The sequence below is a fragment of the Variovorax sp. J31P207 genome (assembly GCF_030316965.1).
GTDB lineage: Bacteria > Pseudomonadota > Gammaproteobacteria > Burkholderiales > Burkholderiaceae_C > Variovorax > Variovorax ginsengisoli_B.
Map to the genome: position 1 here is coordinate 586,810 of NZ_JASZYN010000003.1, position 12,717 is coordinate 599,526.

At 63.7% G+C, this 12,717-nt stretch carries 11 protein-coding genes; 5 read left to right on the top strand and 6 right to left on the bottom strand.

Going from position 1 to position 12,717, the window contains the following annotated elements:
* Positions 1-15: 15 nt before the first annotated feature.
* The 5 genes from QTI68_RS14085 to QTI68_RS14105 form a co-directional block, all read right to left on the bottom strand.
* A complete protein-coding gene (locus tag QTI68_RS14085; protein ID WP_286522144.1) occupies positions 16-1,920 on the bottom strand; it encodes a glycosyltransferase in 1,905 nt (634 codons plus the stop codon).
* Positions 1,921-2,055: 135 nt separating this feature from the next.
* Positions 2,056-3,093, bottom strand: coding sequence for a GDP-mannose 4,6-dehydratase (gene gmd / locus QTI68_RS14090; protein ID WP_286522146.1), 1,038 nt, complete (start codon positions 3,091-3,093; stop codon positions 2,056-2,058).
* A 147-nt stretch (positions 3,094-3,240) separates the two neighbouring features.
* Positions 3,241-3,939, bottom strand: a complete 699-nt coding sequence (locus QTI68_RS14095; RefSeq protein ID WP_286522148.1) for an ABC transporter ATP-binding protein — start codon at positions 3,937-3,939, stop codon at positions 3,241-3,243.
* A 2-nt stretch (positions 3,940-3,941) separates the two neighbouring features.
* Positions 3,942-4,745 (bottom strand): ABC transporter permease, encoded by an 804-nt coding sequence (locus QTI68_RS14100; protein WP_286522149.1) that lies wholly within the window; start codon positions 4,743-4,745, stop codon positions 3,942-3,944.
* Positions 4,742-6,160, bottom strand: coding sequence for a mannose-1-phosphate guanylyltransferase/mannose-6-phosphate isomerase (locus QTI68_RS14105; RefSeq protein WP_286522283.1), 1,419 nt, complete (start codon positions 6,158-6,160; stop codon positions 4,742-4,744). Before QTI68_RS14105 ends, QTI68_RS14100 begins: the two co-directional genes overlap by 4 nt.
* A 208-nt stretch (positions 6,161-6,368) precedes the next feature.
* Here QTI68_RS14105 and QTI68_RS14110 point away from each other — a divergent pair, with 208 nt between their 5' ends.
* The 4 genes from QTI68_RS14110 (at position 6,369) to QTI68_RS14125 (ending at position 10,776) form a co-directional block, all read left to right on the top strand.
* Positions 6,369-6,545, top strand: coding sequence for a hypothetical protein (locus tag QTI68_RS14110; RefSeq protein ID WP_286522151.1), 177 nt, complete (start codon positions 6,369-6,371; stop codon positions 6,543-6,545).
* A 92-nt stretch (positions 6,546-6,637) separates the two neighbouring features.
* Entirely contained in the window at positions 6,638-8,677 is a 2,040-nt protein-coding gene (locus tag QTI68_RS14115; protein WP_286522152.1) for a glycosyltransferase family 2 protein, read from the top strand.
* Complete coding sequence (locus tag QTI68_RS14120; RefSeq protein ID WP_286522154.1) at positions 8,674-9,708, top strand: glycosyltransferase family 2 protein; 1,035 nt, start codon at positions 8,674-8,676, stop codon at positions 9,706-9,708. Before QTI68_RS14115 ends, QTI68_RS14120 begins: the two co-directional genes overlap by 4 nt.
* Before the next feature lie 27 nt (positions 9,709-9,735).
* Positions 9,736-10,776, top strand: coding sequence for a glycosyltransferase family 2 protein (locus QTI68_RS14125; RefSeq protein WP_286522156.1), 1,041 nt, complete (start codon positions 9,736-9,738; stop codon positions 10,774-10,776).
* Here the strand turns inward: QTI68_RS14125 and QTI68_RS14130 are convergent.
* A complete protein-coding gene (locus tag QTI68_RS14130) occupies positions 10,773-11,522 on the bottom strand; it encodes a glycosyltransferase family 2 protein (protein WP_286522158.1) in 750 nt (249 codons plus the stop codon). The genes QTI68_RS14125 and QTI68_RS14130 overlap by 4 nt on opposite strands.
* A 44-nt stretch (positions 11,523-11,566) precedes the next feature.
* On the opposite strand from QTI68_RS14130, the gene QTI68_RS14135 reads away from it, so the two are divergent.
* Positions 11,567-12,661: a glycosyltransferase family 4 protein gene (locus QTI68_RS14135; RefSeq protein ID WP_286522159.1), complete on the top strand. Its 1,095-nt coding sequence runs from the start codon at positions 11,567-11,569 to the stop codon at positions 12,659-12,661.
* The last annotated feature ends 56 nt before the right edge of the window (positions 12,662-12,717 follow it).

Genomic DNA, 12,717 nt, shown 5'->3' on the forward strand with positions numbered 1-12,717 from the left:
TGTTCTTAGACCATTTCAGTTGGCCGGCTCGCTGGCGTCGGTGGAGTCAGCTCCCGCGCGGCCGTCGACACCCCAACTTCCCCTGCGAAGCATCGATTCGAACGCCGCAAGCCGCTCCTTGGCCCAGGCGGAACTGGATCGAACGGCGAAGACAAGAGCCTCATCAGGCAGCAGTCCGAATTTGGCGATCGCTTCCGGAAGCATCGATTCTCGCGGGCTGACCGCGGCGCAGGTTAATCCCGCTTCCTCCAAACGCGTCAGGAAATCGTCGCCGTACAGACAGACATGATCGGCCTGACCATAGCGTGTGCTCCGTTCCTCGGGACTGTCCAATACCTCTTCATCCGTTGCTTCCCGTCCGGAGAGCGGAACCTGAAGCACCGCGATTCCGGCGGGTCGCAACACGCGCAAGATTTCGGCCATTGCCTTGCGATCGTCCGGAATGTGCTCGAGAACGCGCAAGACAAGGGCGACATCGGCCGACTCCGAAGGAAACGGCAACTCCGTCAAGGCGGCAACGATATCCACCATCCGGCCGTCGGCGGCCGGATCCGCGCCCACCGTCGTGACGACGCCGAACATGCGGCGAAATGACAGCGTTGCGTGCGAAGGCGCGACTTCGATCATCCTTGTCCTCGCATGGGGACGTGTTTCTGGAATCCAGAGCGTTCGCAGCAGGGGCGCCAGGAGTTGGAGGAAGCGGTGGCGCTCGAGCGATCCGCATCGAGGACATTGCGCCTTGGGCCGCTGCCCGGGACCGGGTGAAAATTCGCCAACGTAGCCGCAGCAGCTGCAAGCACGGTTACCTTCGGGAAGAACCATGGTCTCGCCGCGCAGGCGGTGACCGACGATTTCACCGAGGTCGGGAGGCCAATGGACGACCGATATCCGACCAGGCTCCGAAGTCGAATAGATCGAAGCGATCGCATTCACGGGAACAATACGATCTGGCGAATGGTCGATCAAGCGCAAGGTGTAATCCCAATCGACCAGGCGTCTCAGATCCTGATTGAAGCGCACGCCGCTCGCTCGATGCATGACCTGATTCAGGTCGATGAAATTGGCTTCCTTGAGCTTTTCGAAGTCGAAGGGAACAAGAAACCAGCTCTTGTTGATCGTCGAGGCCTCTGCGTCGCGCAATTGTGCGCCATAAACGATATCAATCGTCGAGTCTGTTTCGAGAAAAGCGGCTGCTTCTTCGATCCAGCGAGGCCACATCAGATTGTCGTCATCGAGGAATGCCACAAGCGATGTGTCCAGCATGTCCAGCGCCATGTTCCGCGCGATCGAGGATCCACTGCGCGGCGTTGCCGTCTTCAGGGTTGCGACATTCAGGCTGCTGGCAAAGCGTTCGACGACCTGGGTCACATCCTCCCGTCCGTCGTTGATCACAACCACCTTGTTCGGCTTCCGGGTCTGGATCGCAAGAGATGACAGCGCGCGCTCCAGCGTCAATGGCCGATCACACGAGGGCACGATCACTCCGACACTGGCCGGTCCCGTGACCTCGCTCGGCGGTGAACTGAAGATCCTGCGGCCGAGGTCGTGGATGGCTTGCCGATCGAACGCTGTCGTGCGCTCCAGGTCTCCTGTTCGATTGTCGAGCGTGGACAAGGACTTCTCGCAGGCCGTCCTCAAGTCCGAAATCTGCTCCCTGCTGGAAGCGATGTCCCGAACGAGTTGTGCGATCGATGCCTCTGCGTGCTGTCGGACCTGCGCGATCGACTGGTCCAGCTGGCTGCTACGTGCGATCGCCGCGTCAGCCTGACGGGCCTGCGCGATCGTCAGTTCTTCGAGTCGGGCGACCGAATGGCCGAGAGACGTGGAGACGGCTTCGTGTTCGGACCGAAGTACGAAATAGCGCGCGAAAAGCCGAATGAACGGCTTCGTGATCGGTCGTACCAGACGCCGGAAGATCATGATCGATTCGGAAACTACCAAGCTGCGTCGCAGCGCGACGCCGATTCCGAGCCTGCGTGGACGCGCAGGCTCGACTTGCGGGGGGACTGAAGCGGGGGTGGTGCTGCGGTGCAGCGGTTCAGTCGCCTCGCGCCTCTAGAACGACTGCCCGTTGATGTTGTGCTTCAGGTCCGCCTCGACCATCATCGTGCACAGTTCTTCCAGCGTCGTCTTGGGCTCCCAGCCCAGCTTTTCCTTGGCCCGGGCCGGATTGCCGATCAAGAGGTCGACTTCGGCCGGGCGATAGTATTTCGGATTGACGCGCACGAGTGTCTTGCCGGACTGGGTGTCGATGCCGACCTCGTGCTGCTCCGTGCCCTCGAAGCGCAAGTCATAGCCGGCAGCCTTGAAGGCCATCGAGACGAAGTCGCGAACCGTGACGGTCCGGTTGGTCGCCAACACGTAGCTGTCCGGTTCGTCGGCCTGCAGCATGCGCCACATGCCCTCGACATATTCCTTGGCGTAGCCCCAGTCGCGCTTTGCGCCGAGGTTGCCGAGCTCGAGCACCTCGAGCTTGCCGAGCTTGATCTTGGCCACGCTGTCGGTGATCTTGCGGGTGACGAATTCACGGCCGCGCAACGGGCTCTCGTGATTGAACAGGATGCCGCTGCAGCCGAATATGCCGTAGCTCTCGCGGTAGTTGATGGTCATCCAATGCGCAAACAGCTTGGCTACGCCGTAGGGGCTGCGCGGATAGAACGGCGTATCCTCGTTTTGAGGAATGGCCTGCACCTTGCCGAACATCTCCGACGTGGATGCCTGGTAGAAGCGAATCGAGGGATCCACGTTCCGGATGGCCTCCAGCAGATGCAGTGCGCCCATGCCCGTGATCTGCGCGGTCGCCTCCGGCTGGTTGAAACTCACGCCGACGAAGCTCTGCGCCGCCAGGTTGTAGACCTCGTGAGGTGCGGCGTTCTTGATCAGCGTCAACGAGCTTCCGAGGTCGGTCAGGTCGTGTTCGACCAGGTGCAGGTCGGGATTGTTCTGAATGCCGAGCTCCTCGATGCGCCAGAAGTTCACCGAGCTGGTGCGCCGAAAAGTGCCATAGACGACGTAGCCTTTGCTCAACAGCAACTCGGCCAGATAGGCCCCATCTTGGCCGGTAATGCCGGTAACGACTGCACGTTTTTTCATGGAAATCCTATGGTGTATGTTTCGGCCGCGGCGTCGAATTCAATGTCGAGTGCCGAACTCCGTCGAATCTGCGCGGGACGCAATTCTAAGAGGTTGGGGTGGCTCGAGCCACGGGGCGCCAGGAACGCAGCCGGTGGCTCCAAGGCGCTAGCCCACGATGCGTCCATGCTCCAGGTGAATCACCCGGTTGCATTCCTTGGCGATCAGGTCGGGCGAGTGCGACGCAAGAACAAGAATGCCGGACTTGGCGACGACGTCGCGCATGCGCTTCTCGGCCTTTTCCGTGAACTCGGCGTCGCCCACCGACAGCCACTCGTCCATCAGCAAGATGTCGGCTTCCACACTGGTGGAAATCGCAAACGCCAGCCGCATCATCATGCCGGTCGAGTAGGTTCGCACGGGCATGTTGACATAGTCGCCCAGTCCGCTGAACTCGCAGATGTCCTGGGTCAAGTCATCGACCATGCGCTTGCTCATGCCCATGACGAGGCCGCGCAGCATGATGTTCTCCACGCCGGTGGCATCGGGCTCGATGCCGAGGGATGGATCGATCAGGCTTGCAATCGAGCCCTGTCGCACGAACTCGCCGGAAGATGGTTCGTAGACGCCTGCGAGCGTGCGCAGCAGCGTCGACTTGCCGGCTCCATTGTGTCCGACGAGCCCGAGGCGGTCGCCGCTCTTGAGTTCCAGGGTGATGTTGCTGAGCGCCTGCACCACTGCGACGCCGGTTTCCTTGCCGAAGCGCCCGCCAGTCACCGACGCGGCGAGCGTCTTCTTGAACGACGCCGCACCGGCACCGTAGATCGGGAAGTTGACCGAGACGTCCTTGAGGGAAATGAGAGCCATGCTTAGAGCCAATAGACGACGCGTCTGCGGTACTTGTTGAACAGCACGCTGGATGCGATCAGAGTCATGGCTGTCCAGATGAGGATGCCATACCAATTGTGGGATTCCGCGACGCCCCCCATGAGGGGCGTGCGAAGCAGGTCCAGCATCTGTGCGAAGGGATTCCACAAGATGTACTGCGCACGTCCAGGCAGGCTCGACGGGAGCCAGAACACCGGCGTCAGGAACATCAGCATCTGCATGACGCTGGTCACGATCTGGGTCACATCGCGAAAACGTGTGCACACCAGGCCCAGCAGGAGGCCCAGCGCGTGCGCGTTCACGAGAGCCACCAGCATCGCCGGCACCACCATGAGCATCGACCAGGACGGCGTGATCCCGGCCCAGATGGCGACCGGTACGTAGAGGACGATGTGATGCGCAAACTGGATCAGGTTGCGGGCCATGCTGCGCCAGACGAACAAGCTGATCGGGAAATACCCCTGTTTGAGGTAGTTGGACGAGCTCACGAAGGCGTTGCAAGCGTCAGTCACCATGCTGGCGAAGAAGCTCCAGAAGATGATGCCGAGCGCCAGGTGCGGAAAGAACTTGGACAGCTCCGTGCCGAACAGCGAGCTGTACAACGGGCCCATGCCGCCGATCATGGCGCCCATGCTGAGCGTGAGCCACAGGGGCCCGAGCATCGATCGGCGGTAGCGAAGGACGATGTCGAACCAGGCCAGAGTCCACCAGATGTCCGTGCGGCGCGTGCCTTCCCACCAGTCGGCCCAGGCGCTGCGGTGCAGATTGGAGACTGCGCGTGTCATGCGCGCCCGTAGGTGTCTGCCAGGCGAACGATGTCGTCCTCGCCAAGATAATCGCCGCACTGGACTTCGATGAGCACCAACTCATCCTTGCCGACATTGGTCAAACGGTGTTTCTCCTTCAATGGTATGTAGCGGTACTGGCCCGGCAGCGTTTCGTGTTCGGCATCGCCGACCTGGACCAGGGCCGTGCCTTGCACCACCACCCAGTGCTCCGCGCGCTGATGGTGGTACTGGAGTGAAAGCGCCTCCCCGGGCTTGACGGTGATGCGCTTGACCTTGTAGCCCTCTTCCTCCTTCAGCGAGGCGTAGGTGCCCCAAGGGCGATGCACCACGGCCGGGAGGTCGACCGTCTCGTGCTTGCGCACCTTGAGCGCCTCGACGATGGTCTTCACCTTCTGGGCGCTGTCCTTGTGGGCGACGAGCAGGGCGTCGGGCGTGTCGACGATCACGAGATCGTGCACGCCCAGGGTTGCGACCAGCTTGGGGCCGTGGCTGTCCACGTGGACATGGGTCCCGGTAGTGTCCATCGCCACGACATTCGCGGGCATGGTGTTGCCGCTGGCGTCCGACGGATGCGCCTTGGCGACGGCTGGCCAGGAGCCCACGTCGCTCCAGCCGAACTTCGCGGGAACGACGTGAACGTTGCGCGAGTGCTCCATGACCGCGTAGTCGATGCTGATGTCGGGCTGGAGGCCAAAGGCGTGCAGATCGAAGTTGACCATCTGGCCTTCGGCCTTGCTGGAGTCGAGCGCGTGGCGGGCTGCCTTCAGGACCTGCGGCGCATGCGCTTCCAACGCGGCGATCATGCTGTCGGCCGTGAAACAGAACATGCCGCTGTTCCAGTAGTAGCGGCCCGTGGCGAGGTATTGCTGAGCAGTCTCGAGATCAGGCTTCTCGACAAAGCGTTCCACGCGCTGGCTGTCGCGCGATACGTGCTTGACTTCGATGTAGCCGAATCCGGTATCCGGGCCGGTCGGATTCACTCCGAACACGACCAGCGCTCCCGTCTCTGCGAGCCGGATGGCCTCGCTCGCGCTGGCGACGAAAGCCTCGACATCCGGCACGAGGTGATCCGCGGAAAGGACGAGCATCGCCGTGCTTCCGCCGAACTGCCGCTGGCATTGCAGGGCTGCGATCGCGATCGCGGGGCCGGTGTTGCGGCCCTTGGGCTCCAGCATGAAGGTGGTCTCGGGCGGGTCGGCCATTTGGCGCAGCACGTCCTTCGTCAGGAAGAGATGGTCCTTGCTCGTCACGACCAGGAGGTCGCCCGTGCCGCAGGCCTGGCCGCGCTCGATGGCCTGCTGCAGCAGCGTGGCGCCGCCAAGTTTCAGGAAAGGCTTGGGCAGCGTACTGCGCGACACCGGCCACAACCTGGACCCGGCGCCTCCCGAAAGCACAACCGAAAGAACCCCCATGACTGCCCCTTGTGTGTCCTGAAACCCGCCAAGTTTACCGCCGACCCTTGCCAGGCCTCCGGCCCCGCTTGAGAAGCGATCCGTCGGGGTGCATGCGTGGCCGGAAACCGCCAATGCGGCCGGCGGTCGATGCCGTCGATGTCGGTCGAGCGCTCCTTCGGCACGTGCGTCGCGACGGCCGGCGCCGTCCCCGCTTTCCGGATTCCAGATGCAGTACATCAACCAGGGATTTGTTTGTCGTCTCGGTTCTGCCGAGAAAAAGAGAGTCATGGGAATTCGCGAACCGAAAGAGAGCGTCGCTGCAATTGGAGCACCCGCCCAATTGGATCGGCGGGGTGGAGGAAATTTCGTTTATGAAGCCTCGACAGCAGTCATCGACCATTGAATCCTGCGGAACGCCGAATAAGTGTTCGCAAGACGCTCGAAGGCCCGGGGGCGGAGGCTTGTAGAATCGAGCGCGATTTGGATTGTCGTTTGATGCGCGATCCGCTGCGCCAGTCCGAACCGATTCGGCCCGGTGGCTCACTGGTGGCGGTTGCCTGGAGTTCCACGTCCTCGCTCGTCAAGCGCACTTCATTCGTTCTTGCATCGATGTCCTCATTTTTTGTCGCCTGCGCGGGTCGGGTGCAGCGCATCAAGCGCCTCGTCTCCGATGCCATCCTCAAGGGCGGCGGTGTCGGCGGGGCCACCCGCCGAGCCTGGCAGATCTTCCGTCGATCTGGCGTTCAAGGTCTTTTTCGGTCGGCCCACGTGCTGGTGCGCGCAGACGGCCCGCCTCTGATGGCGGATCCGTCCCGCGCCGATCAGCTCCAGTACGGTGAGTGGGTGCGCCGCTACGATCAGCCGATCGACGATATGGGCCGGTCCCGCATGACGCGCCGAATGGGGCAATTCAGGGCCCAACCCGTGTTCGGACTGGTCGTGAATTGCGACGAAGCGCCGCCCGCTCGGATCGCAGCGCGCGCCATCGACTCCGTGCGGGCGCAGTGCTATCCCTCCTGGCAGTTGCGGATCGTCGCCCATGACGCGCTGCCTCAAGAGTTGCTGGACGCGGTGCGGGCGATTGCCGCGATAGATCCGCGCATCCATGTGGACGGCAGTGGTCCCGCTGCGTCGAGGGTTGACGGCGCCGATTGGATGATTCCATTCGATCTCCGTGACGTGCTGAGCCCTGTTGCGCTGTTCCGGATCGCCGAGGAAATCGATCTCGCGCCCGATGCTCGACTGATCTACTCCGACGAGGATCGCATCGACGACGAGGGCCAAAGGTCGGCCGGCTACTTCAAGCCGGACTGGAACGTCGATCTGCTCTATTCTCAAGACTATGTTTCCCGCCTGTGCGCGATCGAGGCGAATCTGGTCGAGGCAGCGGGTGGTTGGGGTTCAGAGGCAGATGCGACGGCCGTCTACGACCTGGTCTTGCGCTGCGTCGAAGTGCTGGACGGCAGCCAGGTTGGCCACGTGCCCGAAATTCTCTATCACAGGCATGTCGTGGCGGGATTCGACGCCCACGCGACTGATGGCCGGGACTACGCGCCCGCCGGCGGTGAGCGAGCGTTGCAGGCGCACTTGAGCCGTACGGGCGTGCGTGCACGCGCCGAACTCGCCGATGGCGGCTATCGGGTGCGGTATGAACTCCCGGCCGATCCGCCCCGTGTGTCGTTGATCATCCCTACGCGCAACGCATTGCAGTTGGTACGCCAGTGCATCGAGAGCATCCTCGACAAGACGAGCTATCCCAATTACGAGATCATCCTTGTCGACAATGGCTCGGACGATGTCGGCGCACTGGACTACTTTCGGGAAGTTGCCGGGCGGGCCGGCGTGCGGGTACTGCGCGACGACCGCGACTTCAATTATTCGGCACTCAACAATCAGGCCGTCGCTGTCGCGACCGGGCAAATCGTCGGTCTGATCAACAACGACGTCGAGGTCATTTCATCGGACTGGCTCTCGGAAATGGTCAGCATTGCCTGGCAGCCCGGCGTCGGTGCGGTCGGGGCCAGGCTCTGGTATCCGAACATGACCTTGCAGCATGGTGGCGTCGTGCTGGGGTATCGCGGCAAGGTCGCCGACCATGCTCACCGGCACCTGCCCGCGGGCGCCCACGGCTACTTCGGGCGCGCTGCAGTGATGCAATCGTTCTCGGTCGTGACGGCCGCCTGCCTGGTGGTGCGCAAGGAACTCTATGAACAGGTTGGCGGTCTGGATGAGCGCAATCTGAAGGTCGCCTACAACGATGTCGACTTCTGCCTTCGCTTGCGCGAGGCGGGGTATCGCAACATCTGGACGCCCTATGCCGAGCTGTTTCATCATGAATCGGCTACGCGGCCATCCGACCTCTCGCCGGCGCAGCGTGCGCGTTTCGAGAGCGAGGAAGCGCACATGAAGAGTCGCTGGGGAGACCTGCTGTCGAGAGACCCGGCGTACAACCCCAACCTCACCCTGGAGGTCGAGAACTTCGGCTACGCTTGGCCGCCGCGCGCACCGAGCGCGCATCGGACGCAAGCAACATGACAACAATCCCGGAGGCTCGACCGAGCGCCGAGGCCGAGGCCGAGGCCGCCATTTCCGTCGCCCTGTGCACTCACAACGGTGCGCGTTTCGTTCGCGAGCAAGTACGCAGCATCTGCCTGCAGACCCTGCCGCCCAGCGAAATCGTCCTGTCGGATGACGCATCGGTCGACGGCTGCATCGAGCTGGCGGCCGCTGCGCACAGGGAGTGTCTCGATGAGCGGCCAGGCCTGTCGATCGAGTTCCGCGTACTCCGAAACTCCCCGGCGTTGCGCGTGACCAGGAATTTCGAGCAGGCCGTGCGCGCCTGCCGGGGGAAACTGATCGCATTGTCCGACCAGGATGACGTATGGCATCAGGAGCGGCTGGCGCAGATGGCGGCCCGCTTCGCGCAACGGCCCGACCTGGCCCTGCTCCACACCGATGCATGCCTCGTGGACTCACGGGGCGCGCCCTTGCGCGGCTCGCTTTTCCATGCCCTCGAGGTCAAGCGCAATGAGCTGGACCGCATCCATTCCGGCGCGGCGTTCGACGTGTACCTGCGTCGCAATCTGGTGACCGGAGCAACCACCGTGTTTCGACGGTCCCTGCTGGACTTCGCGTTGCCGTTTCCGGTCGAGTGGCTGCATGACGAGTGGCTGGGGATCATTGCCGCCGCGGTCGCTGGTGTGGACGTGCTCGAGGTGCCCCTGATCGACTATCGCCAGCACGAGGCCAACCAGATCGGAGCTCGCCGCGACTCTCTGCTGGCGAAGGTGCGCAAGGCACTGGGTTCGCGTGGCAGCACCCACGTCGAACGGGCGGTCAAGGCGGAACTCCTGCTCGCGCGGCTGCAGACGATCGGCGACAAGGTCGAGCGCGGCACCCTCGAGAAAGTGCGCAGCAAGCTGGAGCATCAGCGCTTTCGTGCCGCGCTGCCGGCCTCCAGGTGGTCGCGGGCTGTGCCCGTGCTGCGCGAGGCGATGACGGGGCGCTACAACAAGTTCGGCCGGGGCGCGCGCGGCGTGGTCCGTGACCTGTTCGAATCCGTCTGACAACACCAAGCCTTGAAGTCTCCCTCGATGTCCGAAACGAGCCGTTGCCCCCCGACCGTCCCGCCCTCCGTGGCGGTGGTGATCCCGTACTACAACGGAGCGCGCTTCATCGAGCGTGCGCTCGACAGCGTTTTCGCCCAGTCCGAGCCCGCCCGCGAGGTTGTCGTGGTGAACGACGGTTCGCGACCCGATGAGCGGCAGTTCCTGCACGGCCTGACGGCGCGCTACCCGTTCAAGTTGATCGACCAGGACAATGGTGGCCAGGGTTCGGCGCGCAATGCCGGGGTGGCGGCGTCGACATCCGATTTCATCTGCTTTCTCGACCAGGACGACTTTTACCTGGAGCACCACATCCGCATTCTTGCGCGTGCCATTCCTTCCGACGAACCGCGATTCGGGTATGTGTACGGGGACCTGGCCGAGGCCGATGGCGATGGCAGGATCATCCGCGCGTCGATGGTCAAGGAGCACAGCGCGCATCCCAAGCAGAGCATCTTCGACATGCTCCGCAACGACATCTTCGTTCTGCCATCGGCGGCGCTGATAAGCCGACGGGCTTTCGAGGCGGTAGGAGGTTTCGACACCCAGTTCATGGGGTTCGAGGACGACGATCTCTTCCTGCGCATCTTCCGCGAAGGCTACACGAACCATTTCGTCGACAAGGTGGTGACGGTGTGGTGTATTCATACCGGCAGCACTTCATTCGACGTGCGCATGATCCGCAGTCGCTTCAAGTATTTCAGGAAGCTGGTCGGCATGTTCCCGGACGAGCCACGTCGCAATCGCTTCTACCTGCGCGACCACCTCATGCCGCGCTTCGGCCGCTACTTCGTCGACCATGTGATCGAGGCGACGAAGGCCGGGGACGAGAGCCGGGTCGAGATGAGCGGGATTCTGGCCGAGTACGCGTCCATCGTGAACGCCAACCCGAGTGTCGGCCGGCTTGCCAAGGCGAAGTTGAACGCGACCGTTTTCATGGTGCAGCACAGTCCGCCGAGCCTGATCCGGACGATCGGCGCGATCACCAAGCTGCCGGGGTTGCGCGCCTTGCGGCGCATGCTCGGCTAGCTGTCCGTCAGCTTTCTGAACCGCCAGAAAGCCCGCGACGTCCACACCTTCAGCAGGCTGGTCACGTGCCAGTACAGGTGCCGATGGCTGGTGCGGCTGGCGCGTTGGGCGTCGTGCCGGGCCAACAGGTCTTCCGCCACCTGCAGCTTCCAGCCCGCGAGCTGGGTGCGGGCGCAGATGTCGAAATCTTCCCCGTACATGAAGAAGCGCTCGTCGAAGCCGCCGATCTCGCGGTAGGCGTCGCTGCGGAACAGCATGAACAGCCCCGGGATCCAGTGCGGAACCGCGGGGCGCTGGTACCCGGGCCGCCGGCGCACCAGGATCTCGTGTGGCGTGATGATCGCCCGGTGCTGCTCGGGCTCGCCCTTGCCGGGCTCGAGGATGCGCGGCGTCAGCAGGCCGCTGTCCGGCCGCGCCTGGGCGACCAGCGGCGCCAGGATGTCGCGATCGAAACGGATGTCCGGGTTCAGCACCAAAAACCACGGCGTCGCGCAGTGGCCGAAGGCCTGGTTGTGGTTGGCGCCGAAGCCCATCGGGGCCGGATTCTCGATCCGCTCCACCTCGAAGCCCCAGTGCAGGCCCGCGAGCGCGTCGGTCTCGGGGATGTTGATCGTCAGCACCACCTTGGCGACCGTGCCGCGGCTGAAGCGGTCGAGTTCCTCCATCAGGGGGCGCACCAGGTCGAGCTGGCCGTGGCTCACGATCGACACCGTGATGGAGGCAGGGGAAGAGGGGGGCATCGGCATGGTCTAATTTCGTCCGGGAATTCTAGGGTTCCCCAACACCACCCATGATTGCCCTGATCGTCATCAGCTTCCTCTTCTCCGCCTTCGCGGTGCAGCTGTTCATGCGCCGCGCCCGTCGGCATGCACGTCGCTACGGCGCCGACATGCCGCAGCGCTTCCACAAGGGGCACGTGCCGCGGCTGGGCGGGGCCGGCATCTTCATCGGCACCGGCGTCGCCTGGCTGGTCGCGGGCATCGGCTCGGACCCGTTCAATGTCTCCTGGCCGCTCAAGAGCTCGGCGCTGACGCTGCTGTGCATCGCGCCGGCCGTGCTCGGCGGCATCATCGAGGACGTGACCCAGCAGGTGTCGGTGCGCTACCGGCTCAGCCTGACCATCGGCTCGGCGCTGCTGCTGTGCTGGGTGCTGAACCTGGGCCTCGCGCGGGTCGGCATCCCGGCGGTCGACGGCTGGCTGCAGGCCATGCCCTATGCCGCGATCGTGTTCGCCGCCCTGGCCATCGGCGGCCTGCCGCACGCCTTCAACATCATCGACGGCTACAACGGCCTGGCCGGCACGGTCGCGGTGCTGGTCTGCCTGGCGATCTCGCACGTGGCGCTGCAGGTCGGCGACCGGCAGCTCGCCGCCATGGTGATCTGCCTGGTCGGCGCCACGCTCGGCTTCCTGATCTGGAACTACCCGCGCGGCAAGATCTTCGCCGGCGACGGCGGCGCCTATGTCTGGGGCATGGTGATCGCCATCGCCGCCGTCACGCTGGTGCAGCGGCATCGCGTGGTCTCGCCCTGGTTCCCGATGCTGCTGCTGATCTACCCGGTCTGGGAGACGCTGTTCTCGATCTACCGCAAGGTGGCGCGCGGCCAGTCGCCGGGCACGGCGGACGCGCTGCACTTCCACCAGCTGATCTTCCGCCGCATCGTGCGCGTGGCCTTCGCCGACGACGAGGCCCGGCAGCTGCTGGCGCGCAACAACCGCACCTCGCCGTACCTGTGGATCTTCGCGGCGCTGACCGTGGTGCCGGCGGTGCTGTTCTGGAACAACACGCTGGTGCTGATCGCCTTCTGCGTCCTGTTCGTGGCCACCTACGTCGCCGCCTACCTGATGATCGTCCGGTTCAAGGTGCCGCGCTGGCTGCGGCCGTAACCTCGGCGTCGCCGAGTTCCGCCACAATCCGGAAATTCGTCTTTTCCATCGCTCGC

Excerpts from the sequence above, each read along its gene's own strand:
- QTI68_RS14085 (WP_286522144.1), bottom strand. The coding sequence starts at position 1,920 with ATGATCTTCCGGCGTCTGGTACGACCGATCACGAAGCCGTTCATTCGG.
- QTI68_RS14120 (WP_286522154.1), top strand. The coding sequence starts at position 8,674 with ATGACAACAATCCCGGAGGCTCGACCGAGCGCCGAGGCCGAGGCCGAG.
- QTI68_RS14100 (WP_286522149.1), bottom strand. The coding sequence starts at position 4,745 with ATGACACGCGCAGTCTCCAATCTGCACCGCAGCGCCTGGGCCGACTGG.
- QTI68_RS14110 (WP_286522151.1), top strand. The coding sequence starts at position 6,369 with ATGCAGTACATCAACCAGGGATTTGTTTGTCGTCTCGGTTCTGCCGAG.
- QTI68_RS14095 (WP_286522148.1), bottom strand. The coding sequence starts at position 3,939 with ATGGCTCTCATTTCCCTCAAGGACGTCTCGGTCAACTTCCCGATCTAC.
- QTI68_RS14105 (WP_286522283.1), bottom strand. The coding sequence starts at position 6,160 with ATGGGGGTTCTTTCGGTTGTGCTTTCGGGAGGCGCCGGGTCCAGGTTG.
- QTI68_RS14115 (WP_286522152.1), top strand. The coding sequence starts at position 6,638 with ATGCGCGATCCGCTGCGCCAGTCCGAACCGATTCGGCCCGGTGGCTCA.
- QTI68_RS14135 (WP_286522159.1), top strand. The coding sequence starts at position 11,567 with ATGATTGCCCTGATCGTCATCAGCTTCCTCTTCTCCGCCTTCGCGGTG.
- gmd (WP_286522146.1), bottom strand. The coding sequence starts at position 3,093 with ATGAAAAAACGTGCAGTCGTTACCGGCATTACCGGCCAAGATGGGGCC.
- QTI68_RS14130 (WP_286522158.1), bottom strand. The coding sequence starts at position 11,522 with ATGCCGATGCCCCCCTCTTCCCCTGCCTCCATCACGGTGTCGATCGTG.
- QTI68_RS14125 (WP_286522156.1), top strand. The coding sequence starts at position 9,736 with ATGTCCGAAACGAGCCGTTGCCCCCCGACCGTCCCGCCCTCCGTGGCG.